The following is a 24,819-nucleotide window of genomic DNA, read 5'->3' as shown; positions in this document are numbered from 1 at the left end:
CGTCCTGAGAAATCTTGAAGTGAGAGATTTGCTCAGTTTATCACGGACAAAGCCCATCCTTCCCCTGTCAAAGGGAAGGATGGGCATTTATTTATGATTTATTACACCGGCGGCAGGTCAAACAGCAGAATTTCACTTTCGCTGTCGGCATGCACGGAAAGCGCCTGCTCATCCCAGACGGCGAGGCCATCGGCGGTTGTCGCTTTGGTGCCGTTGATGGACACTTCACCTTTCACCACCTGGATCCAGACGCGGCGGTTGGCGGCAATCTGGTGCACAGACTGTTCGTCTTTCGCCAGCGCCCAGCGGTACAGCTCCATATCCTGATGAACCTTCAGAGAACCTTCACGTGCATCCGGGGACAGCACCAGCTGTTTGCCCTGTTTCGCGTCGAAGCGGCGCTGCTCGTAGCGCGGCGTGATGCCGGTCTCTTCTGGAATGATCCAGATTTGATACAGGTGCAGTTTTTCCGTTTTGCTCGGGTTGTACTCGGAGTGACGCACCCCGGTACCCGCACTCATAATCTGGAACTCGCCCGCCGGAACCTGCTCTTTGTTGCCCATGCTGTCCTGGTGTTCCACCGCCCCTTCCAGCACATAGGTCAGGATTTCCATGTCCTTGTGCGGGTGGGTACCGAAGCCCTGGCCTGCATCAATCACGTCGTCGTTAATCACGCGCAGTGCGGAGAAGCCCATGAAGTTCGGGTCGTAGTAGTCGGCAAACGAGAATGAATGCCATGAGTCCAGCCAGCCATGATTCGCGTGACCACGTTCGTTTGCTTTGCGTAAGTAGATCATTGTTTCACCCTCAGTTCGTTTCGATGGAGTAAGTGTGGACGTAAACCGCCTGGGATCATAGAGGGTGAAAATTGACTCCTCTGTTCAAAAATTATGAACAAGCGCAGAGGAGCCGTTTTTGCTTATTTCGCGAGGGTTACCGTGGCAGGAGAAGCCTGCTCAAAGGCCCGCTCGAGGATTTCCAGGTTGGTCAGAACGTCAGATTCCTTGACGTAATTCGGCGCGCTAGTTGTGAGAGTTTCATACAGCGCATCGTAGACGCGGCCATAGTCGCCAATTTCCGGTTTCAGCTCTTCCCTGACCGTTACGCCCTCATCGTTCACATACTCCAGCACGCCCACGGAATTATCCGCCGCAAAGCCCGGTTCACCCGGCATGATGTTGGCCTTCAGGCTGGTCTCCTGTTGGTCGATGCCGTACTTAATGAACGATCCTTTGGTGCCGTGAACGATAAATTTCGGATAGTCGATTTTCACCAGATGGCTGGTTTTGACGATGGCCTTCAGGTCGCCGTAGAACAGCTGCGCTTCAAAGGTGTCGTCCGTGTTGGCTTTGTTACGCAGGCTGCGGATGTCATACGCCACGTGGTCCGGTCGGCCAAACAGAGAGATGATCTGGTCCATCATATGCACGCCCAGACCATAGAACGAGCCGTCCTGCGGCAGGCCGGGTTGGGTTTCCGCCACCGGACGGTAGTAATCGAAGTGGCTTTCGATTTCCACAATGTCGCCCAGCTTGCCGCTTTCAATCGCCTTTTTCGCCGTCAGGAAGCAGCTGTCAAAGCGACGGTTCTGATACGGCGTAACGGTCAGGCCTTTACTTTTCGCCAGCGCGAACAGCGCTTTTGCTTCGGCGATAGTTGGGGTGAACGGCTTTTCCACCAGCACGTTTTTACCCGCTTCCAGCGCGCGTTTCGCATAGTCAAAATGGCTGTCGGCGTGGGTGCAGACAACAACCAGTTTGACCTGCGGATCGTTAAGTACTTCATCAAGATCGCTGGTGAAATGGATATGAGAATACTGCGGGGATTGCTCTTCCGGCTTCGCGCGGCGGCGGAAGATGTGCGCGACGTGCCAGCTGTCTTTACGGTTGAGAACATACGGCAGGTGGTAGCGGGTCGTACTTTTACCAAATCCAATAAATGCGCAATGTAGTGTCATGGCTCAGTCCTTTTGGAAGGTTACTGAGTCTAACCATAACAAAAAAAAAGCCAGCTAAAAGCTGGCTAAAGTAATACTGGAAGCAATGTGAGCAATGTCGTGCTTTCAGGTTCCCGTAGCGGTCTTCCTGAATGCAGAGCAATAATAATCATTCTCATTCGCACTTGTCCAATACTTTTTGCAAAAAATAGCGGTTGACTCAAATTTTAAAGTCATTGATGTTGGAAGGGACGTTTAACTGACTGAGGAACAAGGAATGAGTGAGATAGTGATACGCCATGCGGAACCGAAAGATTATGACGCCATTCGTCAGATCCACGCCCAGCCGGAGGTGTACCACAACACACTACAGGTTCCTCATCCCTCTGAGCAAATGTGGCAAGAACGGCTATCCGACCAGCCCGGCATCAAGCAGCTCGTCGCCTGCATAGACGGTCATGTCGCTGGCCATCTGTGCATCGTCGTCGCGCAACGCCCGCGCCGCAGCCATGTGGCTGATTTTGGGATTTGTGTCGGCGCGCAGTGGCAAAACCGGGGCGTTGCCAGCGCTCTGATGCGCACCATGATTGATATGTGCGATAACTGGCTGCGCGTTGACCGCATTGAGCTGACGGTATTTGTCGATAACGAACCGGCGATTGCGGTGTACAAAAAACACGGGTTCGAAATTGAAGGCACCGGCAAACGCTATGCCCTGCGCAACGGTGAATATGTGGACGCGTATTATATGGCGCGAATGAAGTGACACACTCCCCTCACCCCGGCCCTCTCCCCACAGGGGCGAGGGAGAAAAGACCGCACCGTGCAATCCCCTCTCCCCTTCGGGGAGAGGGTTAGGGTGAGGGGAATCGTTAATACCCCGCCGACAAATCATCCACCGACCGCGGATCCGACGCGCCAAACAGCGCCCCGTCCGGCCCGACCATAATGCTCTGGGTGCTGCCCATCGCCTCCTTCACCGCCACCTTCTGCCCGCGCTGTTCCAGCAGCTTGATGGTGTCAGGGCTAAAGCCCTTCTCCACGCGCAGCTCGTCCGGCAGCCACTGGTGATGGAAACGCGGAGCGTTGGTCGCTTCGGCGACGTTCATCCCAAAGTCGATGCTGTTCACCACCATCTGCAGCACGGTGGTGATAATACGGCTGCCGCCAGGGCTGCCGGTCACCAGCCAGGTTTTCCCGTCTTTCACGACAATGGTGGGCGACATGGACGACAGCGGACGTTTCTTCGGCCCTACCGCATTCGCATCGCCGCCCACCAGCCCGTAGACGTTCGGCACGCCCGGTTTGGCAGAGAAGTCATCCATCTCGTTGTTCAGCAGAATGCCGCTGTTGCCCGCCACAATCCCGGTGCCGAAGGTGGTGTTGAGCGTGTACGTCACCGCCACCGCGTTACCGTCTTTATCCACCACCGAGAAGTGGGTGGTCTGGTTGCTTTCATACGGCGCCAGCTTGCCGGGGCGGATCTCGCTCGACGGTTTAGCCTTGTTGATGTCGATCTGATCGGCAATGGATTTAGCATACGCCTTGTTGGTCAGCGCCTGCCACGGCACCTTCACGAAGTCCGGATCGCCGAGATATTCCGACCGGTCGGCGTAGGCGCGTTTTTCCGCTTCCGCCATCACCTGCATGGCGTCCGCGCTGCCGAAGCCGAACTTGTGCATATCGAAGTTTTCGAGAATATTGAGGATCTGCACGATGTGGATCCCACCGGAAGACGGCGGCGGCATGGAGAAGACCTCGTATCCGCGATAGGTACCGCTAATCGGCTCGCGCTCCACCGCCTTGTATTCCGCAAGATCCGCTTTGGTGATGAGCCCGCCGTTCTTTTGCATCTCTTCCGCAATCTGGTCGGCAATTGCCCCTTTGTAGAAGGCGTCCGGACCGTGCTCCGCAATCAGCTCCAGGCTTTTGGCGAGGTTCTTCTGCACCAGCCTATCGCCCTTCTTCAGGGGCTCACCGTCTTTCCAGAAGATGGCCTTGCTGTTTTCGTGATTCGGAATGACTTCGCTGCCATAGGTCTTGAGATCGTCCGCCAGCGCATCGTTTACCACAAAGCCGTCGCGCGCCAGCTTGATGGCAGGCTGCACCACCTTGTTCAGCGGCATCGTGCCGTATTTTTCCAGCGCCAGCGAGAAGCCCGCAACGGTGCCCGGCGTGCCGGTGGCGAGGTGCGAAGTCAGGGATTTTTTGCTGTCAGGGTTACCCTGATCGTCGAGGAACATATCGCGGGACGCCTGAGAAGGCGCCATTTCGCGGAAATCGATGGCGGTGGTTTTGCCGTCTTTGGTACGCAGCATCATAAAGCCGCCGCCGCCCAGGTTCCCCGCCTGCGGATGCGTCACCGCCAGCGCATAGCCGACGGCGACCGCTGCATCCACCGCGTTACCGCCCTGCCTGAGAATATCGACGCCCACTTTTGTTGCCAGCGCATCCACCGACGCCACCATGCCATGGGTTGCCCGCACGGGATGAAAAACATCTTCCTCCACGCCGTAAGAGACCGGAGGCGCCGCTGGCGGGTTGGCCGCCACGCTAAATGTACCGCCTGCCATCAGCGCGGCGATGGCGACCCAGCGCAAAAACGTTGGTTTCATCATTATTGTTCTCCAGGTGAAGGGATCCATATTCCCCGCTTAAGCCTGGTTCACAACTCCTAAAAAATCATCGTCATGGTGAAATCGGGGTAAACTTAAGAGAGACCTCAAAAGGAGGAAATGACAATGAAACGCTTATGGATCCTTACGGCGCTGATCCCGTTTGCCGCGCTCGCACAGCCACTCAACACCATGAACAACCCGAACCAGCAGGGTTACGTTATCCCGAGCCAGCAGCGTATGCAGACGGAGATGATGAGCCAGCAACAGCAGCAGAAAGGAATGCTTAATCAGCAGCTTAAAACGCAGACCCAAATGCAGCAGCAAAGCCTGCAAAATCAGATGAACGCCAACACCCAGCGCGTGCAGCAGGGGCAGATGCGCGAGCAACCGCTGCCGAATAAAAACGGCGGGATGTTAGGGGGAATGACGTCGTCAGGCAGCGGACAGCAGCACATGCTGCCGCCGCAGTCGAATGGCAGCATGCTTAATCCGCAGAACTAAAGTCCGGGCCGATCAGGTCGATTGCATCGGTACAGATACTGTCCACGCCCCAGCGCAGCAGTTCGGCTGCGCGCTGGGGTTTGTTAACCGTGTAGACCAGAATATGCAGACCCGCGTCCTTCAGCATCTTCACCCGCGCCTCATCCAGCAGCCTGTGGTTGAGATGGATAGAAACGCACGCTAAGCGTGTCGTCAGTTCGCGCCAGTCCTCGCGCCACTCGTCAAGCAGCAGCCCGCGCGGCAGCTCCGGCACGGCCGCCTGTGCGGCCTCCAGCGCATCGATTTCAAATGATGACAGCAGCGGAGCGGTCATCCCTTCCCACAGCTCGCGCGCGGCAAGGGCAATGACTTTGCCCGTCAGCGGCCCGGTGCCGGTGGTCGGTTTGATTTCGATATTGGCCATCATGCCGTGCTGGCGACAGCGATCGGCCACTTCCGCCAGCAGCGGCAGCGGTTCGCCTTTGAATTCGCCGCTGTACCAGCTTCCGGCGTCCACCTTCAGCAGATCGCGCCACGGCAGCTCGCCCGCCACGCCCCAGCCGTTGCTGGTGCGTTCGAGATTATCGTCATGCAGCAGGAAAATTTCGCCGTCTTTCGACAGCTTGGCGTCGAACTCGATCATCGTGTGACCGTAGCGCGCGCCGACGTCAATTGCCGCCAGGGTGTTCTCCGGCGCCAGCTTACCGCCGCCCCGGTGGGCGACGACGTGGGGATAAGGCCAGTTGCTCATACTCGTTGTCCTGTTTCACCGTCAAACAGGTGCAGATGGTTTTCCGGCAGGTGCAGCCACAGCGTGCTGCCTGCTTTCGGACGCTCCTGATGTGCCAGGCGCACCACCATTTTTTGTTCGCCCCAGCGCCCGTGCGCCAGGTTATCTGCACCCAACATCTCCAGCGTGTCCATCACCAGCGGCACGCCGCCGTCCGCCTGAGAGGTTAAAACGATATGCTCGGGGCGGATACCGAGCGTCATCTTACGCCCGGCGTAGCCACGATAGTACCAGTTGATCGGCAACGCCATCCCGCTTTCCAGCTCAAAATGCGTGCCCGTGTTGCTTATACGCCCTTCCAGCAGGTTCATTGCCGGGCTGCCGATAAAGCTCGCCACAAAGCGGGTGGCCGGTTTCTCGTACACTTCCACCGGAGTGCCAATCTGCTCGGCGATGCCTTTGTTCATCACCATCACGCGCTGGGCGAGGGTCATGGCTTCGACCTGATCGTGGGTCACGTACAGGGAGGTAGTTTTCAGGCGACGGTGCAGCTGCTGCAGCTCAAGGCGCATCTGCACGCGCAGCTTGGCGTCGAGGTTAGAGAGCGGCTCGTCGAAGAGGAATACCGCCGGATCGCGCACGATGGCGCGCCCCATCGCCACGCGCTGGCGCTGGCCGCCGGAGAGCTCGCGCGGGCGGCGCTTCAGCAGGCCGTCCAGCTCGAGAATTCGCGCCGCCTCTTTCACCCGCTCGTCAATATGGCCTTTGCCCATCCCGCGGATTTTCAGCCCCCAGGCCATGTTCTCTTCTACGCTCATGTGCGGATAGAGGGCGTAGTTCTGGAACACCATCGCAATGCCTCTGTCTTTCGGCTCCATCTCGGTGACGCGCTGGCGGTCAATCCAGATATCCCCGGAGGTCACGCGCTCCAGCCCCGCCACCATGCGCAGCAGGGTGGATTTGCCGCAGCCGGACGGCCCGACCATCACGATAAATTCCCCGTCCGCCACGTCGAGCGTCAGCGGCTGAATCACCTGGGTTTTGCCATCCCAGCTTTTGGTTACTGCCTGAAGTTTTAAACCTGCCATCTTATTTCTCGCTATCGACCAGGCCGCGGACAAACGCGCGCTGCATGGCTAAAACAATGACTACGGGTGGGATAAGGGTGAGCAGCATCGCCGCCATCACCTGGTTCCAGAGCGTGGTGCCTTCGCCGGTGGCGATCATGCCTTTGATGCCCGCCACGGCGGTACCGAGGTTAACGTCCTGAATAATCAGCAGCGGCCACAGGTACTGGTTCCAGCCGTAGATAAAGGTGATCACAAACAGCGCCGCGAGGTTGGTTTTCGACAGCGGCAGCACGATGTCGCGGAAGAAGCGCATCGGCGACGCGCCGTCGATACGCGCCGCTTCAATCAGCTCGTCCGGCAGGGTCATAAAGAACTGGCGGAACAGGAAGGTGGCGGTCGCCGAGGCCATCAGCGGCAGGGTTAAGCCCGCGTAGCTGTCGAGCAGCTTCAGGTTGGCAATCACTTCTACCGTCGGGAAGATACGCACCTCTACCGGTAGCATCAGGGTGATAAAAATCATCCAGAAGAAGAGGTTACGCAGCGGAAAGCGGAACCAGACGATGGCGAAGGCCGAAAGCATCGACACCGTAATTTTGCCGACCGTAATGCCAAACGCCATGATGAAGCTGTTGAGCATCATCAGCCAGAACGGCGCGCTGTTGGCGCCCACGCCCTGGGTCCAGATGGTCTTCATGTTCTCGAACAGATGCCCGCCGGGGATCAGCGTCATCGGCGTGTCGAACACCGCTTTGGTGTCCAGCGTGGCGGCGACAAACGCCACGTACAGCGGGAAGAGGATGACGATGATCCCTAAAATCAGCATGGTATGGCTGAAAATCGTCAGCCCGCGACGGTTCTCAATCATTGGTAGCGCACCTTACTTTCGACATAGCGGAACTGCACCACCGTGAGGATGATGACGAGGAACATCAGCACGACCGACTGCGCGGCAGAGGCGGAGAGATCCAGACCGGCGAAGCCTTCGCGATAGATCTTATAGATAAGCGTCGTGGTCGCCTGCACCGGGCCGCCTGCGGTCGCCGCGTCGATCACCGGGAAGGTGTCGAAGAAGGCGTACACGAGGTTAACCACCAGCAGGAAGAAACTCACCGGGGCGATCAGCGGCAGCGACAGCCTGAAGAAGCGACGAATGGGCCCTGCGCCGTCAATTGCCGCGGCTTCCACCAGCGAGCGCGGAATGGACTGCAGCGCGGCAAAGAAGAACAGGAAGTTGTAGCTGATCTGCTTCCACACCGAGGCGAACACCACCAGGAACATCGCCTGACCGCTGTTCTGGGCATGGTTCCAGTCGTAGCCCAGTTCGGCCAGGAAATGGGTAATCAACCCGCGCCCCGGGTTAAACAGGAAGATCCACAGTACGGCGGCGACGGCGGGAGCCACGGCGTAAGGCAGCAGCATCAGGGTTTGATAAATACGGCTGCCGCGCACCACGTAGTCCACCAGCGCGGCGAAAAACAGCGAGGCAACCAGACCGCTGACGGTCACCAGCGCGCTGAACTTCATCGTCGTCCAGAAGGAGTCCAGGTAGTAGCTGTCGTGGAACAGTGCGGTAAAGTTGTCCAGGCCAACAAACTGGCTGGAGAGCCCGAACGGATCGACGCTTTGTACCGAGTACCACAGCGCTTCGCCCGCAGGCCAGATAAAGAAGATAACGGTGATGACCAGCTGCGGTGCGACCAGAAGATAGGGCAGCCAGCGGGAACGAAACACCGGACGGGATGATGACATAGGTTTGCTCTGTAGGTATTCACCCCTCACCCCGTCCCTCTCCCCAAAGGGGCGAGGGAGAAAAGACGGCTCCGCGCAGTCCCCTCTCCCCTATGGGGAGAGGGTTAGGGTGAGGGGCAGGTTTGAATTACGATTTGGTCGACTGCTCAAAGCGGCGCAGCAGCTGATTCCCGCGCTCTACCGCAGAGTCCAGCGCCTGCTGTGGCGTTTTCTTCCCGGTCCACACGCTTTCCAGCTCTTCATCCACGATGGTGCGGATCTGCGGCATGTTGCCCAGACGCAGACCCTTGGTGAACGGCAATGGCGGCTTGTTCAGCATCTGACGCGTCGCGATGTCCGCGCCCGGGTTCTTGCTGTAGAAGCCCTGCTCGCGGGTCAGGTCGTACGCGGCTTTGGTGATCGGCAGGTAGCCGGTCTTCTGATGCCACTCGGCGGCGTTTTCAGGCTTCGCCAGGAAGTCGAGGAATTCGGCTACGCCTTTGTAGGTGCCCTTGTCTTTACCCTGCATCACCCACAGGCTCGCTCCGCCGATGATGGCGTTCTGCGGCGCGCCCTTCACGTCAGCGTCGTACGGCATCATGCCCACGCCGTAGTTGAATTTGGCGTAGTGGCGGATATCCGCCAGCGAACCGGAAGAGGCGGTGGTAATGGCGCAGTCGCCGTTGTAGAACTTCTCGGTGGATTCGTCTTTACGTCCGAAGTAGCTGAAGTCGCCCTTCTTGTTCAGATCGGCAAGCAGCGCGATATGTTTCACCTGCTCAGGCTTGTTGAACTCCAGGACCGCGTCGGTGCCGTCGAAGCCGTTGTTTTTGGTCGCAACCGGCAGACCGTGCCAGGCGCTGAAGTTTTCAATCTGGATCCAGCCCTGCCAGCCGCTGGCGTAGCCGCACTTCATCCCCGCCGCCTTCAGCTTGGCGGTGTACTCCGCCAGGTCCTGCCAGGTTTTTGGCGGCTGCTCCGGGTCTAAACCGGCTTTTTTGAAGGCGTCTTTGTTGTAGTACAGCACCGGCGTGGAGCTGTTAAACGGCTGAGACAGCAGGTGGCCGGTTTTGGAATCGGTGTAGTAACCCGCTACGGTCGGCACGAACTGCGACTCATCGAAGTTGATACCCGCTTCTTTGAACACTTCATAGACCGGTTTGATGGCTTTGGAGGCCATCATGGTGGCGGTACCCACTTCATAAACCTGCAACAGCGCCGGTGCGTTACCGGTACGGAAGGCGGCGATGCCCGCGCTCAGGCTCTGCTCGTAGTTGCCTTTGTACACCGGCACAATTTTGTAATCCTGATGGGTGTCGTTGAAACGCTGCGCCAGGGAGTCAACTTCTTTACCCAACTCCCCTTCCATGGAATGCCAGAACGGAATGGTGGTGACAGCCATTGCGTTCGTCGCAAAAGCCAGACCCAGTGCCAGACCCAAAGCTGTGTGTCGTAACGATGTCATTGTCATCTCTCTTATTGTGCCGGATGCGCGATATCACGCGTTTTATGCTCGCGAGGTAACATGACATGCTCGAATTACAGAAAAATAACTGTTTGTTTACAGATAAGTGACAGCCAGGCGTCAGGGGGATGATGGTTGTGTGAAGGGGGTTGGCGGTGTGGTTTAGGTGCTGTCTGGTGCCCTCACCCCGCCCCTCTCCCACGGGGAGAGGGAGAAAACATTAAAAAAGGCAACTTGCGTTGCCTTTTTGCTTTTACCTCGTGCGGTCTGGTGCCCTCACCCCAACCCTCTCCCACAGGGAGAGGGAGAAGACACTAAAAAAGGCAACTTGCGTTGCCTTTTTGCTTTTACCTCGTGCGGTCTGGTGCCCTCACCCCGCCCTCTCCCACGGGGAGAGGGAGAAAACACTAAAAAAGGCAACTTGCGTTGCCTTTTTGCTTTTACCTATCCGCCCAGATACGCGCTCCGCACCGCTTCGTTCGCCAGCAGCGCGTCGCCGGTATCCTCCAGCACCACGCGGCCGTTCTCCAGCACGTAGCCACGATCGGCGAGCTTCAGCGCCTGGTTGGCGTTCTGCTCGACGAGGAAGATGGTCATCCCCTCTTTGCGCAGCTGCTCGATGGTGTCGAAAATCTGCTGGATGATGATCGGCGCCAGACCGAGCGACGGTTCGTCCAGCAGCAGCAGGCGCGGCTGGCTCATCAGCGCGCGGCCAATCGCCAGCATCTGCTGCTCACCGCCGGACATGGTGCCCGCACGCTGGATGCGGCGCTCCCACAGGCGCGGGAAGAGTTCATATACCCACTTGATGCGGGTCTGGTATTCATCGCGGTGAGCGAAGAACCCGCCCATCGCCAGGTTCTCTTCCACCGTCATGCGGGAGAAGACGCGGCGCCCTTCCGGAACAATAGCCACCGCCTCGCGCATGATTCTGGCGGTCTGCCAGTCGGTAATGTCTTTACCATCGAACACAATCCGCCCGCTGGTGGCGCGCGGGTCGCCGCACAGGGTGCCGAGCAGCGTGGTTTTGCCCGCGCCGTTGGCGCCAATCAGGGTCACGATTTCACCCTGATTGATATGCAGGCTGACGTCGTGCAGCGCCTGGATCTTGCCGTAGTGCGCGTTGACCTTGTCGAACGTTAACATCGCTTTTTCCATCTTATGCCTCACCAAGGTATGCGCGGATCACGTCCGGGTTGTTGCGGATCTCTTCCGGCGTGCCGTTTGCCAGCGGCGTGCCCTGGTTTACCACGTAGATACGGTCCGAAATGCCCATCACCAGCTTCATGTCGTGCTCAATCAGCAGGATGGTGGTGTCGTGACTGTCGCGCAGCTCGGCAATCAGCTCGTCCAGCTCTTTGGTCTCTTTCGGGTTGAGCCCTGCCGCTGGTTCGTCGAGCATCAGGATTTCCGGCTGCGTCACCATGCAGCGCACAATCTCCAGACGACGCTGGTCACCGTAGGCCAGATTGCTCGCCTGACGGTTGGCGTGCTGCAGCAGGCCAATTCGGTCGAGCCAGGTGGCGGCGCGGTCAAGCGCTTCATCCTGCGCGCGGCGGAAGGCCGGGGTTTTCAGCAGGCCGGAGAACAGCCCGGTTTTCAGCTGCTGATGCTGGGCCACCAGCAGGTTCTCAATCACCGTCATCTCGCGGAACAGACGCACGTGCTGAAAGGTACGCACCACGCCCATACGGGCGATCTGCTGGCCCGGCAGCCCTTCCAGGTGCTGGTCGCGCAGCATGATGGTACCGCCCGTCGGCTTGTAGAAGCCGGTCAGGCAGTTAAAGACCGTGGTTTTCCCTGCGCCGTTCGGACCAATCAGGGAGACAATCTCTTTCTTGTGCAGATCCAGATTCACGTTGTTGACCGCCAGCAGGCCGCCAAAACGCATCATCAGACCGTTAACGGATAATAATGGCTGACTCATGCCTGCTCTCCTTTCGCTTGCCCGTTCTTCAGCTTCAGCTGTGGACGGGTCATCGGCAGCAGACCCTGCGGACGCCAGATCATCATCAGCACCATCAAACCACCCAGCATCAGCATGCTGTATTCGTTAAAGTCGCGCATCAGCTCGCGCGAGACCACCAGCAGGATGGCCGCGAGGATAACGGCGAACTGCGAGCCCATCCCGCCGAGCACCACAATCGCCAGCACAAAGGCGGATTCGGCGAAGGTGAACGATTCCGGGCTTACGAAGCCCTGACGCGCGGCAAACAGCGTTCCGGCGAAACCGGCAAACGCGGCGCTGATGGTGAACGCGGTCAGCTTGATGCGGGTCGGGTTCAGGCCCAGGGAGCGGCAGGCGATCTCATCTTCACGCAGCGCTTCCCACGCGCGGCCCAGCGGCATGCGCAACAGGCGGTTGATCACGAACAGGGTAATCACCACCAGCAGCAGCGCCACCAGATAGAGCCAGATCACGCGGTCGGACGGGTCATACTTCACGCCGAAGAAGTTGCTGAAGGTATCCCAGCCGCCTTCGCGGGCGGTACGGCTGAACTCCAGGCCGAAGAAGGTCGGTTTCGGGATCTGGCTGATGCCGTTCGGGCCGCCGGTCACTTCGGTGTTGTTGAGCAGCAGGATACGGACGATTTCACCGAAGCCTAAGGTCACAATCGCCAGGTAGTCGCCACGCAGGCGCAGTACCGGGAAGCCAAGCAGGAAGCCTGCAGCGGCAGAGACCAGCCCTGCCAGCGGCAGGCAGGTCCAGAAGCCGAGACCGTAATAGTGGTTCAGCAGCGCGAAGGTATAGGCGCCGATGGCGTAGAAGCCGCCGTAGCCCAGCACCAGCAGGCCCGAGAGCCCCACGACCACGTTCAGACCGAGGCCGAGAATCACGTAGATCATGGTCAGAGTGGCGATATCCACGGTGCCACGCGACACCACGAACGGCCACGCTACGGCGGCCACCAGCAGCGCCACGAGGAACAGCTTCTGCTTAACGGTAGAACCGTCGATTGCCGGCAGGACGAATTTCGGACCGGAGACGTTTTTCAGCGTCTTCTGGAACAGCGGACGCAGCAGCTGGAACAGGAACACCACGGCCGTACCGATAAATACCCACTGCCAGCGGATGTCAGCTGCGGTATCGACAACCAGTTTGGTGCCATTCAGCTCAAGCTGGACGCCCATAAAGACGCTGGCCAGCACGAAGAACATGGCGGCAGAGAGCAGCGCCATTGCAAAATGCATCGGTTTCATACTTTCTCTACCTCCGGACGGCCCAGAATACCGGTAGGCATCACCAGCAGAACCAGAATCAGCAGGGCAAACGACACCACGTCTTTATATTCCGTGCTCAGGTACGCCGAGGAGAGCGCTTCGGCCACGCCCAGGATCAGGCCGCCGATCATCGCGCCCGGAATACTGCCGATACCGCCCAGAACCGCCGCGGTGAAGGCTTTCATCCCGGCCATAAAGCCGATGTACGGGTTGATCACGCCGTAGAACTGGCCGAGCAGGACGCCCGCCACCGCCGCCATCGCGGCGCCAATCACGAAGGTCAGGGCAATCACGCGGTCGGTGTTGATGCCGAGCAGGCTCGCCATCTTCAGGTCTTCCGCGCAGGCGCGGCAGGCGCGTCCCATACGCGAGTAGCGGATGAACAGCGTCAGGGCGAGCATCGCAATAAAGGTCACGACCCAGATAACCAGCTGCATGGTGGTGATAGAGGCCGCGAAGTTTTCGCTGGCCCCCACAATCCACTGGCCGTTAAACAGGCTTGGCAGCGCCACGTCGCGCGAGCCTTCGGTCAGGCTGACGTAGTTTTGCAGGAAGATCGACATCCCGATCGCGGAAATCAGCGCAATCAGGCGCTTGGAGCTGCGCACCGGCCGGTAGGCCACGCGCTCAATGCTCCAGCCGTAGGCGCTGGCAATCACGATCGCGCCGACAAACCCGGCGGCGACCAGCAGCCAGCTGCTGTCGATGCCCATCATCATCAGGGCGGCGATAATCATAAAGGAGACGTAGCTACCGATCATGTACACCTCGCCGTGGGCGAAGTTGATCATGCCGATAATGCCGTAAACCATCGTATAGCCGATGGCGATCAGCGCGTAGGTGCTTCCCAGCGTAACGCCGTTAAACATCTGCTGCAGGAAATAGAGAAACTGCTCGGACATATGCAAACCTTTTTATACCCGCCCGTCATGCCGGGCGGTGGGATAATTATTTGGCGGCCGAGGATGAACCGTCGGCGTGCCACACAAAGACACCAAACTCAAATCCCTTCAGATCGCCTTTCTCATCCCAGTTCAGCGGCCCAATCACGGTGTTCGCCCCGTGTGCTTTTAAATCTTTCACCAGATCCAGCGGTTCTTTGCTGCCGGAGCGATCCAGCGCGGTGGCCAGAGACTGTACGGCCGCGTAGGTGATCCAGACGTACGGACCACTCGGATCTTTCTTCTGCGCCTTGAGCGCATCCACGATAGCCTTGTTGGCCGGATCCTGGTCATAGCGTTTTGGCATCGTCACCAGCATGCCTTCGGCAGAATCCCCCGCGATGTTTGACAGGGAGGCATTGCCCACGCCCTCTGGCCCCATAAACTGGGTTTTCAGACCGGTGGCGCGCGCCTGACGCAGCATCTGCCCCATCTCCGGGTAGTAGCCGCCGTAGTAAACGAAGTCGATATTCTCTTTTTGCAGACGGGCAATCAGCGCGGAGAAGTCTTTCTCACCGGCGGTAATGCCGTCGAAGAAGACGATGTTCGCGCCGCCTTTTTTCAGGCCGTCCTGCACGGAGCGCGCCAGGCCTTCGCCGTACTGCTGTTTGTCATGAATAATGGCAATACGCTGTGGCTTAACGGTCTCGAGGATGTATTTGGCGGCGGTGGGGCCCTGCGAGGAGTCCAGACCGGCGGTACGCATGATGTGCTGATAGCCGCGCTGGGTCAGTTCCGGGTTCGTTGCGCCTGGGGTGATCATCAGAATGCCTTCGTCTTCGTAGATATCAGACGCAGGCTGCGTGGAGGATGAGCACAGGTGGCCGATCACATACTGAATACCGTCGTTGACGATTTTGTTGGCGACCGCGACGGCCTGTTTCGGATCGCAGGCGTCGTCATATTCCACGCCCACCAGCTTGTCGCCTTTGATGCCGCCCTTAGCGTTGATGTCTTTGATGGCCTGGCGCGCGCCGTTGAATTCCATGTCACCCCACTGGGCAACAGGGCCGGACATCGCGCCCACTACCGCAACTTTAATGTCGTCTGCCATAGCGGCATGCGAGATCGACAGTGCGACTATCCCCGCGATTAACGTCTTCGCGTTCCTTTTCATCTCTGAATCCCCATTCGTGATGTCGTGTTTATATTTTGTTTTATTATGGTTAAAAAGCATTCTGTACTTTTAATGAACAACGCTATTTTTACCAGTGCCTTTAATGGTTTAGCGCAGTTTTTTGTCAAAAACCAGACTAAAATCTCTATTTTTCAGGCGATTAAGCAAAGATAATATTCTGAAATCAGGCAGAGATAAACAAATAAAAGTGCAGTTTGCAGCATAAAATAACGGTACAAAGCGCCGAATAAATCACTACCGTTCAGGTTAAAATTCTGCTTATTTTTCGATCCATGTGTTTTCAAACTGCCCAACGCGTTGCCAAAAAACTAATCACCTGGTTAATGAGAATAAAAAGAGGAAGCCGCTGAGTGAATAAATTGAGTACACTGCCCCTACTCAATCTGATTTGGACAAGTGGCTAATGAAACTGACTATCGTGCGTCTGGTGACCTTTAGCGACCAGGATCATATCGACCTGGGCAAGATCTGGCCGGAATATTCCCCTTCGTCGCTGCGCGTTGATGAGACCCACCGCATTTATGCCGCGCGTTTTAACGAACGCCTGCTGGCAGCGGTTCGCGTAACCCTGAGCGGTACGGAAGGGGCGCTGGACTCGCTGCGCGTGCGTGACGTCACCCGTCGTCGCGGTGTGGGACAGTATTTAATTGAAGAAGTGATCCGCGAAAACCCGAGCGTGACCTCATGGTGGATGGCTGATGTGGGCGTGGAAGACCGCGGCGTGATGGCGGCGTTTATGCAGGCGTTAGGGTTTACGGCGCAGGAAAGCGGGTGGGAGAAGCGCTAAAAGAAAGCCGGGTGGCGGCTGCGCCTTACCCGGCCTACATTATCTGCCGCATTTTCCCAAGCATTTCGTGTTGCAGGAAGGCGGCAAGTTATGAAATCCCCGGGAGCTTACATAAGTAAGTGACCGGGGTTGAATAACGCAGCCAACGCACCTGCGGCGCGAAAGGCGACGGGAAAATTATTTGGCGTCGGTCGCCGTGCCGTTCGCATGCCAGTCAAACACGCCGAACTCGAAGCCCTTCAGGTCGCCCTTCGCGTCCCAGGAGAGTGGCCCCATGACGGTCTCGACGGTATTCGCTTTCAGCCAGGTGGCAATCTCAGCCGGATCGGCTGACTGGTTCAGGCCCGCCTGCAGAGACTGCAGCGCCGCGTAGGTGGTCCAGACGAACGCGCCGCTTGGATCCTGTTTCTTCGCCTTGATGGCATCTACGATAGGTTTGTTCGCAGGGACCTGATCGTAGTTCTTCGGTTTGGTCACCAGCAGGCCTTCAGCTGATTCACCCGCAATGTTAGACAGGGAAACGTTCGCCACGCCTTCCGGGCCCATAAACTGGGTTTTCAGGCCCGCAGCGCGCGCCTGGCGCAGGATCTGGCCCATTTCCGGGTGGTAGCCACCGTAGTAAACGAAATCAATATTCTCTTTCTTCAGACGCGCCACCAGGGTGGAGAAGTCTTTCTCACCGGCGGTGATCCCGTCGAAGAACACCACGTCGGCATTCGCTTTCTTGAGGTTATCCTGCACTGAACGCGCCAGACCTTCACCGTACTGCTGCTTGTCATGAACGATGGCAATGCGCTTCGGCTTCACTTTTTCAACGATGTATTTCGCCGCGGTTGGGCCCTGGTCAGAGTCCAGACCGGTGGTGCGCAGGGTCAGCTTGTAGCCGCGCGCGGTCAGCTCCGGTGCGGTCGCTGCCGGGGTGATCATCAGAATACCTTCGTCTTCGTAGATGTCAGACGCAGGCTGAGTCGAGGAAGAGCACAGGTGACCGATAACGTATTTGATACCGTCGTTCACCACTTTGTTTGCGACCGCGACCGCTTGTTTCGGGTCACAGGCATCATCATATTTTACGATCTGCAGTTTTTCGCCCTTGATACCGCCCTTGGCATTAATGTCTGCAACCGCCTGCTCAGCGCCGGTAAATTCCTGGTCGCCGTACTGTGCTACCGGACCGGACATTGCGCCAACCACAGCCACCTTGATGTCTGCCTGTGCCATGGTGCTGAATGCCAACGCGATACATCCTGCCAGTAACGCTTTACCCTTCATGTTCATCCTGAGATTCCCCATTATTATGGTTATTACGATTGTTGTGATGTTGTTGTGCAGCGCTTTATATCAATTATAGGTGTGCCGTCCGCGCTTTTTCAGCATACTCTGCTAAAACATACCCGATTTTTATGATTTTGGAATAGCTAATTTGAAATGAATATATGATAAGCCCGGCAGGGATTTTCGCCGGGCATGTGGCTTTAACGTGTCAGCGACGCGGAGATAATGTCCAGCGCTTTACGGAACTGCGCTTCAGGGATAGTCAGCGGATACAGGAAACGAATGACGTTGCCGTAGACGCCGCAGCTCAGAAGAAGCAGCCCTTCCTGCAACGCACGCTCCTGCACCTGGCGGGTAAATTCCGGCGAAGGCTGGCCCGTTTGCGGGTCGTTAAACTCCACCGCCACCATCGATCCCTGCGCGCGAATGTCAGCGATATACGGGCAGTGTTCCTTCGCCTTGTTCAGCACTTCCACCAGGTGATGGCCAAGATGCGCCGAGCGCGTGCAGAGATCCTCTTCATCAATCACGTCGAGCACGGCATGCGCCGCCGCAATCGCCAGCGGGTTCCCGGCGTAGGTACCGCCCAGCCCGCCCGGTGCAGGGGCGTCCATGACCTCCGCACGGCCAGAAACCGCTGAGAGCGGCATCCCGCCCGCCAGGCTTTTCGCCATGGTGATCAGATCGGGCTTCACGCAGTGGTGTTCCATCGAGAACAGCTTGCCGGTACGGGCGAAGCCGCTTTGCACCTCGTCGGCAATCAGCAAAATACCGTGGGTGTCGCACAGGGCGCGCAGCGCCTGCATAAAATCAGCTGGCGCAATGTTGAAACCGCCCTCTCCCTGAACCGGTTCGAGAATAATGGCCGCGACCTGGTCGGGTGCGATATCCGCTTTAAAGATGCGTTCCAGGCTTTTCAACGCTTCCGCCGTGCTGACGCCGTGCAATTCATTCGGATACTGCGCGTGATACACCGAACCGGGGAACGGGCCAAAGCCGAGCTTGTACGGCGCAACTTTGCCGGTCAGCGCCATGGTCATAAAGGTGCGGCCGTGGAACGCGCCGCCGAAGGTGATAAGGCCGGGACGTTTGGTGTACGCCCGGGCAATTTTGACCGCGTTTTCGACCGCCTCTGCCCCCGTGGAGAAGAACGCGGTTTTGGCCGGACCGTCAACGGGCACGCGCTGGTTGATGCGCTCGGCAAGCGCCACATAGCCTTCGTACGGCACAATCTGGTACGCCGTATGGGTAAACGCGTGGAGCTGTTTTTCAATGGCGGAAATGACTTTTGGATGGCGATGGCCGGTATTCAGCACCGCGATCCCGGCGGCGAAGTCGATGTACTCGTTACCTTCCACGTCCCACACCGTGGCGTTTTCAGCTTTATCAGCATAGAAGTTACACATCACGCCGATGCCGCGCGGCGTCGCCTGTAAACGCCGGTCGTTCAGTTCGTTATTTTTCACCCTGTCCCCCTGAGAAAGTCGCCTGCTTAGCGCATCAGTAAGTGTTTGCCAGGGGGAGGGAATTCGCCAGAGCGGGCGCTAAAAAAACAAAACCCCCAGACTTTCATCCAGGGGTTCTCGGTGTACTTCGCGAAAATTACGCTTCGATAGCGGCGCGAAGTTTTTTCATGGCGTTCTTTTCAAGCTGACGGACACGTTCCGCAGAAACGCCGTAGCGGTCGGCCAGCTCCTGCAGCGTGGACTTGTTGTCTTCGTCCAGCCAGCGGGCGCGGATAATATCCTGGCTACGCTCGTCAAGGCCTTCCATCGCATGGGTCAGCTTGTTCGCGGCCTGATCTTCCCAGTTATCCTCTTCGATGCCGTCAGCAAAGTTAGAGGTTTTATCCTGCAGATACAGAACCGGCGCCATCGGCTGGCTGTCAGATGCGTCGTCGTCGGAGGACATATCAAAGGTCATGTCCTGCGCGGCCATACGGGATTCCATCTCACGCACGTCTTTGCTGGTTACGCCCAGCTCGCGCGCCACCATTTCCACTTCATCCTGGTTGAACCAGCCCAGACGCTGCTTGGCTTTACGCAGGTTGAAGAACAGTTTGCGTTGCGCTTTTGTCGTGGCGACTTTCACGATACGCCAGTTGCGCAGCACGTATTCATGAATTTCTGCTTTGATCCAGTGCACAGCGAAGGAGACGAGTCGCACACCCACTTCCGGGTTAAAGCGACGCACAGCCTTCATCAGGCCGATGTTGCCTTCCTGAATCAAGTCCGCCTGCGGCAGGCCATAGCCCGCATAGTTACGAGCAATGTGAACAACAAAGCGCAGGTGAGACAGGATCAGCTTTTTCGCTGCTTCCAGATCGCCCTGGTAATGCAGCTTTTCAGCAAGCTCCTTTTCTTCCTCGGCCGTTAACATCGGCCAGGTGTTCGCAGCCCGGATATAAGATTCCAGGTTACCAACAGGGGCTAAAGCTAAAGTTTGCATTTCTTTGGTCATTCATTCCTCTCAATGTTTCTTCTGGTCCTGGTCGTCCCCGTCAGGCAACAACCATGCCAAAGCGTTTGAGCAACGAGATTAGCATTCACTCTTTTATCAGACAGTGATTTTATCCACAAGTTCCAGGTGCAACGGTGAATAAATTACGCACAAATTGTGACATGAAGATGATAACAGGGGAAGCGACAACAGGGACGCTTTCCCTGCAGAGCGAGCATCTCGGTGCAGGGAAAGATTATATCACGCTTTTATTAGTCGGGAGTAAAGTGACGTAAATGTTGAACGGTTGCCAGCCAGGCTGCCACCCACCCAATCATCGAGCAAACCAGCAGCAGTAACAGACACTCATCGAACCCTAAGCCACTGATATCAAACTTCGTTCCGAAAACCTGCGCCACTTCAGTCACGGCAGAAGAGAGCCGCATCACCAAAATTTCTGACAATATCAGTGAAAGAAATGCACCGGAAAAACCGAGCAATGCGCCACCGTAAAGGAACGGTCGGAGGATGAAACCATCCGTCGCACCAATCAGTTTCTGCACGTTAATGGTATCGCGACGGGCAAAGATGCTCAGGCGCACGCTGTTACCGATGACGAGGAAGACCGCCGCCACCATCAGCACGCCAATCATCGCCGCGACGCGTCCTACCAGCCCGGTCAGGGCAGCAAGGCGCGCAAACCAGCTGTCGTCCATGCGCACTTCATCAATGCCCTTAATGCGCGTGATGCGATCGCGCAGGGTGTTAAGCGAATCGGTCCCCTGGAAATCCAGCTTCGGGATCACCACCGCCACGGCGGGCAGCGGGTTCTCTTCGAGCATATCCAGCGCGCCGCCAAAACCAGACCAGTTACGGAACTCGCCCAGCGCGTCTTCACGGGAGAGATAGTTGACCTTCTCCACGCCCTGCTCGGCCTGGATTTGCCCGACCACCTGTGCCGCGGCGTTATCGTCGAGCGCTTTATCCATATAGACCGTGATCTGCGGAGACGGATAATACTGTGAGGCCGCCTGGTTGACGTTTTTATAGACCATATAGCAGACGCTTGGCAGCGTCAGGGAGATGGCGATCACCATCACCGTCAGGAACGTCGCCAGCGGTTTGCTTTTCAGATCCTGCAGCGCGCCGTGGAAAGCGTAGCGCACCTGCTCGTTGAACACGTTGGTTTTACGGGAGGCCGGTTTTGGCGCGGCCTTCTGGCGCTTTGGCGCATTACGATTGCCGTCACCACCGCCCTGCGGCTTACGGAAACGGTCAAACCGGTTTCCGAACTGCCGAATCTGGTTTATTGCATCACGCTTATTCACCGTGGCCTCCGTGCAAATGCCCGTCGCTCAGGGTCAGCATGCGGTACGAACGACGGGAAATGAGCCCGATGTCGTGCGTCGCCATCAATACGGTGACTCCTACGCGGTTGAATTCCTCAAACAGACGCAAAATCCCTTCGGACAGGGCATCGTCCAGGTTACCGGTTGGTTCATCCGCCAGCAGTACGGCAGGCTTGTTCACCACCGCGCGGGCGATGCCCACGCGCTGCTGTTCACCGCCGGAGAGCTGGATCGGGAAGTTCTTCGCTTTGTCCAGCAGCCCGACCTTATCCAGCGCCGCAGAGACGCGACGGCGGATATCGTCATAGCTGGCGCCGGCAATAATCAGCGGAATGGCCACGTTATCGAAAACGGTGCGATCCATCAGCAGGTGGTGATCCTGGAAAATCATGCCGATCTGACGACGCAGGAACGGCACTTCGCGGTTTTTCAGGCGGCTGATCTCATGGCCGCCAAAAAAGATTTTCCCGGCGCTTGGCCGCTCGATCCCACAGATAAGCTTGAGCAGGGTACTTTTCCCCGCGCCGGAATGGCCGGTCAGGAATGCCATCTCGCCCGGCTGCAGGTGGAATGTCACCCCCTGCAGCGCTTGTCTCCCACCGAGATAGGCCTTGCTGACGTGTTCAAAGCGAATCATTGTTAGTCCTCTCGGGCAAATAATGCCTCAATAAAGTCGTCCGCCTTAAACGGACGCAAATCCTCAATACGCTCGCCCACACCGATGTAGCGGATAGGAATACCGAACTGATCGGCCACGGAGAAGATCACCCCGCCTTTCGCGGTGCCGTCCAGCTTGGTCAGCGCGATCCCCGTCAGTCCTACCGCTTCATTGAACAGCTTCGCCTGGCTGATGGCGTTCTGTCCGGTGCTGGCATCAATGGTCAGCATAATTTCATGCGGTGCGTCTTCGTCCAGCTTCTTCATGACGCGGACGATTTTCTTCAACTCTTCCATCAGGTGCGATTTGTTCTGCAAACGCCCTGCGGTATCGGCAATCAGCACGTCCACGTTGCGCGCCTTCGCCGCCTGGATGGCGTCGAAGATCACGGACGCGGAGTCCGCGCCGGTATGCTGGGCAATCACCGGAATGTTGTTGCGCTGGCCCCAAACCTGCAGCTGCTCAACCGCTGCCGCGCGGAAGGTATCGCCCGCCGCCAGCATCACCGATTTGCCCTGCTGCTCGAACTGACGCGCCAGCTTGCCGATGGTGGTAGTTTTACCCACGCCGTTCACGCCGACCATCAGAATAACAAATGGCGTTTTGCCTTCAATATTAAGCGGTTCGTCAACTTTTGCGAGAATTTCACCCATCTCGTCTTTCAGCAAACCGTACAGCGCTTCGGCGTCGCGCAGCTGTTTGCGGCTCGCCCCTTCGGTCAGATTGGCGATGATCTTACGGGTGGTTTCCACGCCGACGTCCGCAATCAGCAGCTGTTCTTCCAGCTCTTCAAAGAGATCGTCGTCGATCTTCTTGCCGCGGAACAGACTGATAAATCCGGAACCTAAGTTTTCTTTGGTTTTGAGCAGGCTGCGCTTCAGGCGCGCGAAGAAACCTTCTTTGGTCGGTTTTTCCTGCTCCTGGACGCTCTCTTCTTCGGCCTGCTCTTCTACCGGCACGACGATAATCGCCTCTTCCGCGGCTTCTGCCGCCAGCGCCTGGGCTTCCAGCTCTTCATCGGTCAGCTCTGGCTCGAGTGCCGCTTCTTCTTCCACCGCCTCAACAATTTCAACGGTTTCCGCTTCGGCCTGCCACTCCTCGGCAGACACCTCTTCGGCTTTCACCTCTTCCGGCAGCGGCAGCTCTTCGTGTTCGATAACGGCCTGCGGCGCTTCGGCAAGGGCCTCAATGACAACCGGCTCTGGCTTCTCGCTCTCCTGAACCTGTTCCGTGACCTCAACCACCTCTTCAGCAAAGGATTCAATCTCTTCTTTGCTGTGCGCCGTTTCTTCCGCTTCGACAACCGCGGCGGTTTCTACAGGCGTTTCAGGCTGTGACTGCTCTTCAACGGCTTGTTGCTCTTCGGTTTTCTGTTCTGTTTCTTGCTCTTTTTCACCGAAGCCCAGCCAGGAAAAGAAGCCACGTTTTTTTTGTTTTGCCATCTGCGACTACACTCCTCGCGGCGCTATATACATGGAAGCTAAAAAAATGATGAAATAGTCTAACACTTTACTTAATTGACATCACCGCCCGCAATCGCAGGCCAATTGTTAACAGAGCTTTCCTGAGATGAAGAAACCCAACCGCGCCCCGGCCGGTCAAATTCGTATTATCGGCGGTCAGTGGCGAGGCCGGAAATTACCGGTGCCGGACAGCCCCGGTTTACGCCCTACTACTGACCGCGTGCGCGAGACGCTGTTTAACTGGCTGGCCCCGTCAATGGTAGACGCCCACTGCCTGGACTGCTTCGCCGGAAGCGGCGCGCTCGGCCTGGAAGCGCTGTCGCGCTATGCCGCCAGCGCCACGCTGCTGGAGATGGAGCGCGGCGTTGCGCAGACGCTGCAGCAAAATCTGGCGACGCTGAAAGCGAGCAACGCCAAAGTCGTGAACACCAACACGCTGAGTTTTCTTGCGCAGAAAGGCACGCCGCATAACGTGGTGTTTGTCGATCCGCCGTTCCGCAAGGGGCTGCTGGAAGAGACGTTATCCCTGCTTGAGCAAAACGGCTGGCTGGCGGATGACGCGCTAATTTATGTCGAAAGCGAAGTGGAAAACGGTTTACCTCCGGTTCCCGCCCACTGGGATCTGCACCGCGAAAAGGTCGCCGGCCAGGTCGCTTATCGTCTTTATCACCGTCAGGCACAAGGAGGCTCCGATGCCGGTACTGATTAACCTGGGACGTTTGCTGATGCTGGGCGTCTGGGCGTTTTTAATTCTCAACCTGGTACACCCCTTCCCGCGCCCGATGAATATTTTCGTTAACGTGGCGCTGATTTTCACGTCGTTTATGCACGCCCTGCAGATGGTGATGCTGAAAAACGGCCTGCCGAAAGACGGCCCGCAGATGACGGGCTGGCAGCAGCTGCGCGTGTTTATTTTCGGCGTGTTTGAACTGCTGGTGTGGATGAAGAAGTTTAAGGCGCAGGTGAAGAAGTAAGGCGCGGCCTGATGCCCTCACCCTAACCCTCTCCCACAGGGAGAGGGAACGATTACACCCTCTCCCTGTGGGAGAGGGCCGGGGTGAGGGGAAAATTACCGCTCCGGTTCAAACCCTTCAAACCGCGTCCCTTTGTAGCTCAACGTCCCTTTCTCCCCCACCGTCAGCTGATGGTACTGCTGCGCCTCCAGGCGGAAGGTCATCTCCAGGCCGCCTGCTTCCGGCCTAAAGCTCGCTTCATAGCGCATTGCTGTGCCCGCAGGCGTCACCTGCTGCTGGCGCGAGCGGCGGTCGTTGAGCGGTTTCTCGCGTTTGTTGGTCACCACCACGCGCTTTTGCATCAGCGGTGCGGCATCGTTATCCGCCTTCTCGCGGCGCTGCTGCACGAAACGGAACGAGGCGGCAATGACGATAATCGCCACCACGATAATGAAAAAAAGCGGCATCTTGCTCATTCGACAATCCCATCAGATTTTGCGGAATTCAGGATACCTTGCCTCCCCCGCCATTGCCAAACGCCCGCCCGCGTCACTACACTGGATCAGA

25 protein-coding genes are annotated in these 24,819 nt (G+C 57.5%); 5 read left to right on the top strand and 20 right to left on the bottom strand.

Going from position 1 to position 24,819, the window contains the following annotated elements:
- Positions 1-101 precede the first annotated feature (101 nt).
- Positions 102-797, bottom strand: coding sequence for a pirin family protein (locus LBF07_RS12820; protein WP_003861565.1), 696 nt, complete (start codon positions 795-797; stop codon positions 102-104).
- A gap of 122 nt (positions 798-919) precedes the next feature.
- Positions 920-1,957 (bottom strand): oxidoreductase, encoded by a 1,038-nt coding sequence (locus tag LBF07_RS12815; protein ID WP_094935062.1) that lies wholly within the window; start codon positions 1,955-1,957, stop codon positions 920-922.
- A 256-nt stretch (positions 1,958-2,213) separates the two neighbouring features.
- Here LBF07_RS12815 and yhhY point away from each other — a divergent pair, with 256 nt between their 5' ends.
- Positions 2,214-2,702 (top strand): N-acetyltransferase, encoded by a 489-nt coding sequence (gene yhhY / locus LBF07_RS12810; protein WP_045143059.1) that lies wholly within the window; start codon positions 2,214-2,216, stop codon positions 2,700-2,702.
- Between the two features lie 106 nt (positions 2,703-2,808).
- Here yhhY and ggt read toward each other — a convergent pair whose 3' ends face one another.
- On the bottom strand, positions 2,809-4,554 hold the full coding sequence (ggt, locus tag LBF07_RS12805) for a gamma-glutamyltransferase (RefSeq protein ID WP_073001667.1): 1,746 nt from the start codon (positions 4,552-4,554) through the stop codon (positions 2,809-2,811).
- A gap of 123 nt (positions 4,555-4,677) precedes the next feature.
- On the opposite strand from ggt, the gene LBF07_RS12800 reads away from it, so the two are divergent.
- A complete protein-coding gene (locus tag LBF07_RS12800; protein WP_063440727.1) occupies positions 4,678-5,055 on the top strand; it encodes a DUF2756 family protein in 378 nt (125 codons plus the stop codon).
- On the opposite strand, the gene ugpQ is transcribed toward LBF07_RS12800, so the two are convergent.
- The 10 genes from ugpQ to livK form a co-directional block, all read right to left on the bottom strand.
- Positions 5,039-5,785, bottom strand: coding sequence for a glycerophosphodiester phosphodiesterase (gene ugpQ / locus LBF07_RS12795; protein WP_045888354.1), 747 nt, complete (start codon positions 5,783-5,785; stop codon positions 5,039-5,041). The genes LBF07_RS12800 and ugpQ overlap by 17 nt on opposite strands.
- Positions 5,782-6,852, bottom strand: coding sequence for a sn-glycerol-3-phosphate import ATP-binding protein UgpC (locus LBF07_RS12790; protein WP_094935063.1), 1,071 nt, complete (start codon positions 6,850-6,852; stop codon positions 5,782-5,784). The genes ugpQ and LBF07_RS12790 overlap by 4 nt, the downstream gene beginning before the upstream one ends.
- Position 6,853: 1 nt before the next feature.
- Entirely contained in the window at positions 6,854-7,699 is an 846-nt protein-coding gene (ugpE, locus tag LBF07_RS12785; RefSeq protein WP_033144397.1) for a sn-glycerol-3-phosphate ABC transporter permease UgpE, read from the bottom strand.
- Positions 7,696-8,583, bottom strand: coding sequence for a sn-glycerol-3-phosphate ABC transporter permease UgpA (gene ugpA, locus LBF07_RS12780; RefSeq protein ID WP_023310026.1), 888 nt, complete (start codon positions 8,581-8,583; stop codon positions 7,696-7,698). The genes ugpE and ugpA overlap by 4 nt, the downstream gene beginning before the upstream one ends.
- Positions 8,584-8,710: 127 nt before the next feature.
- Positions 8,711-10,027: a sn-glycerol-3-phosphate ABC transporter substrate-binding protein UgpB gene (gene ugpB / locus LBF07_RS12775; protein ID WP_094935064.1), complete on the bottom strand. Its 1,317-nt coding sequence runs from the start codon at positions 10,025-10,027 to the stop codon at positions 8,711-8,713.
- Between the two features lie 444 nt (positions 10,028-10,471).
- Positions 10,472-11,185: a high-affinity branched-chain amino acid ABC transporter ATP-binding protein LivF gene (gene livF, locus LBF07_RS12770; RefSeq protein ID WP_008500102.1), complete on the bottom strand. Its 714-nt coding sequence runs from the start codon at positions 11,183-11,185 to the stop codon at positions 10,472-10,474.
- A gap of 1 nt (position 11,186) precedes the next feature.
- Positions 11,187-11,954 (bottom strand): high-affinity branched-chain amino acid ABC transporter ATP-binding protein LivG, encoded by a 768-nt coding sequence (gene livG / locus LBF07_RS12765; RefSeq protein ID WP_023310024.1) that lies wholly within the window; start codon positions 11,952-11,954, stop codon positions 11,187-11,189.
- Positions 11,951-13,228, bottom strand: coding sequence for a branched chain amino acid ABC transporter permease LivM (gene livM, locus LBF07_RS12760; protein ID WP_023310023.1), 1,278 nt, complete (start codon positions 13,226-13,228; stop codon positions 11,951-11,953). The genes livG and livM overlap by 4 nt, the downstream gene beginning before the upstream one ends.
- Positions 13,225-14,151, bottom strand: coding sequence for a high-affinity branched-chain amino acid ABC transporter permease LivH (livH, locus tag LBF07_RS12755; RefSeq protein ID WP_008500099.1), 927 nt, complete (start codon positions 14,149-14,151; stop codon positions 13,225-13,227). The genes livM and livH overlap by 4 nt, the downstream gene beginning before the upstream one ends.
- A gap of 46 nt (positions 14,152-14,197) precedes the next feature.
- On the bottom strand, positions 14,198-15,307 hold the full coding sequence (gene livK / locus LBF07_RS12750; RefSeq protein WP_094935065.1) for a high-affinity branched-chain amino acid ABC transporter substrate-binding protein LivK: 1,110 nt from the start codon (positions 15,305-15,307) through the stop codon (positions 14,198-14,200).
- A gap of 424 nt (positions 15,308-15,731) precedes the next feature.
- Here livK and panM point away from each other — a divergent pair, with 424 nt between their 5' ends.
- The gene (gene panM / locus LBF07_RS12745) at positions 15,732-16,115 is read left to right on the top strand and encodes an aspartate 1-decarboxylase autocleavage activator PanM (protein WP_023334145.1); all 384 of its coding nucleotides are present in this window, start codon (positions 15,732-15,734) and stop codon (positions 16,113-16,115) included.
- A gap of 177 nt (positions 16,116-16,292) precedes the next feature.
- Here panM and livJ read toward each other — a convergent pair whose 3' ends face one another.
- From livJ to ftsY, 6 genes are all read right to left on the bottom strand, one after another.
- On the bottom strand, positions 16,293-17,393 hold the full coding sequence (gene livJ, locus LBF07_RS12740; RefSeq protein WP_072163886.1) for a branched chain amino acid ABC transporter substrate-binding protein LivJ: 1,101 nt from the start codon (positions 17,391-17,393) through the stop codon (positions 16,293-16,295).
- A gap of 197 nt (positions 17,394-17,590) precedes the next feature.
- A complete protein-coding gene (locus LBF07_RS12735) occupies positions 17,591-18,856 on the bottom strand; it encodes a 4-aminobutyrate--2-oxoglutarate transaminase (protein ID WP_029741816.1) in 1,266 nt (421 codons plus the stop codon).
- Between the two features lie 136 nt (positions 18,857-18,992).
- Positions 18,993-19,850, bottom strand: coding sequence for an RNA polymerase sigma factor RpoH (gene rpoH / locus LBF07_RS12730; protein WP_023310018.1), 858 nt, complete (start codon positions 19,848-19,850; stop codon positions 18,993-18,995).
- A 251-nt stretch (positions 19,851-20,101) separates the two neighbouring features.
- Positions 20,102-21,157, bottom strand: coding sequence for a permease-like cell division protein FtsX (ftsX, locus tag LBF07_RS12725; RefSeq protein ID WP_032662628.1), 1,056 nt, complete (start codon positions 21,155-21,157; stop codon positions 20,102-20,104).
- A complete protein-coding gene (ftsE, locus tag LBF07_RS12720; RefSeq protein WP_025758973.1) occupies positions 21,150-21,815 on the bottom strand; it encodes a cell division ATP-binding protein FtsE in 666 nt (221 codons plus the stop codon). Before ftsE ends, ftsX begins: the two co-directional genes overlap by 8 nt.
- Positions 21,816-21,817: 2 nt before the next feature.
- Positions 21,818-23,278, bottom strand: coding sequence for a signal recognition particle-docking protein FtsY (ftsY, locus tag LBF07_RS12715; RefSeq protein WP_087823774.1), 1,461 nt, complete (start codon positions 23,276-23,278; stop codon positions 21,818-21,820).
- Between the two features lie 127 nt (positions 23,279-23,405).
- On the opposite strand from ftsY, the gene rsmD reads away from it, so the two are divergent.
- Complete coding sequence (gene rsmD, locus LBF07_RS12710) at positions 23,406-24,008, top strand: 16S rRNA (guanine(966)-N(2))-methyltransferase (protein WP_023310014.1); 603 nt, start codon at positions 23,406-23,408, stop codon at positions 24,006-24,008.
- Positions 23,992-24,273, top strand: coding sequence for a DUF1145 family protein (locus LBF07_RS12705; RefSeq protein WP_010436509.1), 282 nt, complete (start codon positions 23,992-23,994; stop codon positions 24,271-24,273). The genes rsmD and LBF07_RS12705 overlap by 17 nt, the downstream gene beginning before the upstream one ends.
- A 95-nt stretch (positions 24,274-24,368) precedes the next feature.
- Here LBF07_RS12705 and LBF07_RS12700 read toward each other — a convergent pair whose 3' ends face one another.
- The gene (locus LBF07_RS12700) at positions 24,369-24,728 is read right to left on the bottom strand and encodes a DUF2500 domain-containing protein (protein WP_047059430.1); all 360 of its coding nucleotides are present in this window, start codon (positions 24,726-24,728) and stop codon (positions 24,369-24,371) included.
- Positions 24,729-24,819 lie beyond the last annotated feature (91 nt).

Origin of the sequence: Enterobacter cloacae complex sp. ECL352 (assembly GCF_020149545.1) — a bacterium.
GTDB classification, from domain to species: Bacteria; Pseudomonadota; Gammaproteobacteria; order Enterobacterales; family Enterobacteriaceae; genus Enterobacter; species Enterobacter asburiae_B.
This window is presented reverse-complemented; position numbering and strand designations above follow the sequence as displayed.

Excerpts from the sequence above, each read along its gene's own strand:
- LBF07_RS12820 (WP_003861565.1), bottom strand. The coding sequence starts at position 797 with ATGATCTACTTACGCAAAGCAAACGAACGTGGTCACGCGAATCATGGC.
- LBF07_RS12815 (WP_094935062.1), bottom strand. The coding sequence starts at position 1,957 with ATGACACTACATTGCGCATTTATTGGATTTGGTAAAAGTACGACCCGC.
- yhhY (WP_045143059.1), top strand. The coding sequence starts at position 2,214 with ATGAGTGAGATAGTGATACGCCATGCGGAACCGAAAGATTATGACGCC.
- ggt (WP_073001667.1), bottom strand. The coding sequence starts at position 4,554 with ATGATGAAACCAACGTTTTTGCGCTGGGTCGCCATCGCCGCGCTGATG.
- LBF07_RS12800 (WP_063440727.1), top strand. The coding sequence starts at position 4,678 with ATGAAACGCTTATGGATCCTTACGGCGCTGATCCCGTTTGCCGCGCTC.
- ugpQ (WP_045888354.1), bottom strand. The coding sequence starts at position 5,785 with ATGAGCAACTGGCCTTATCCCCACGTCGTCGCCCACCGGGGCGGCGGT.
- LBF07_RS12790 (WP_094935063.1), bottom strand. The coding sequence starts at position 6,852 with ATGGCAGGTTTAAAACTTCAGGCAGTAACCAAAAGCTGGGATGGCAAA.
- ugpE (WP_033144397.1), bottom strand. The coding sequence starts at position 7,699 with ATGATTGAGAACCGTCGCGGGCTGACGATTTTCAGCCATACCATGCTG.
- ugpA (WP_023310026.1), bottom strand. The coding sequence starts at position 8,583 with ATGTCATCATCCCGTCCGGTGTTTCGTTCCCGCTGGCTGCCCTATCTT.
- ugpB (WP_094935064.1), bottom strand. The coding sequence starts at position 10,027 with ATGACATCGTTACGACACACAGCTTTGGGTCTGGCACTGGGTCTGGCT.
- livF (WP_008500102.1), bottom strand. The coding sequence starts at position 11,185 with ATGGAAAAAGCGATGTTAACGTTCGACAAGGTCAACGCGCACTACGGC.
- livG (WP_023310024.1), bottom strand. The coding sequence starts at position 11,954 with ATGAGTCAGCCATTATTATCCGTTAACGGTCTGATGATGCGTTTTGGC.
- livM (WP_023310023.1), bottom strand. The coding sequence starts at position 13,228 with ATGAAACCGATGCATTTTGCAATGGCGCTGCTCTCTGCCGCCATGTTC.
- livH (WP_008500099.1), bottom strand. The coding sequence starts at position 14,151 with ATGTCCGAGCAGTTTCTCTATTTCCTGCAGCAGATGTTTAACGGCGTT.
- livK (WP_094935065.1), bottom strand. The coding sequence starts at position 15,307 with ATGAAAAGGAACGCGAAGACGTTAATCGCGGGGATAGTCGCACTGTCG.
- panM (WP_023334145.1), top strand. The coding sequence starts at position 15,732 with ATGAAACTGACTATCGTGCGTCTGGTGACCTTTAGCGACCAGGATCAT.
- livJ (WP_072163886.1), bottom strand. The coding sequence starts at position 17,393 with ATGAACATGAAGGGTAAAGCGTTACTGGCAGGATGTATCGCGTTGGCA.
- rpoH (WP_023310018.1), bottom strand. The coding sequence starts at position 19,850 with ATGACCAAAGAAATGCAAACTTTAGCTTTAGCCCCTGTTGGTAACCTG.
- ftsE (WP_025758973.1), bottom strand. The coding sequence starts at position 21,815 with ATGATTCGCTTTGAACACGTCAGCAAGGCCTATCTCGGTGGGAGACAA.
- ftsY (WP_087823774.1), bottom strand. The coding sequence starts at position 23,278 with ATGGCAAAACAAAAAAAACGTGGCTTCTTTTCCTGGCTGGGCTTCGGT.
- rsmD (WP_023310014.1), top strand. The coding sequence starts at position 23,406 with ATGAAGAAACCCAACCGCGCCCCGGCCGGTCAAATTCGTATTATCGGC.
- LBF07_RS12705 (WP_010436509.1), top strand. The coding sequence starts at position 23,992 with ATGCCGGTACTGATTAACCTGGGACGTTTGCTGATGCTGGGCGTCTGG.
- LBF07_RS12700 (WP_047059430.1), bottom strand. The coding sequence starts at position 24,728 with ATGAGCAAGATGCCGCTTTTTTTCATTATCGTGGTGGCGATTATCGTC.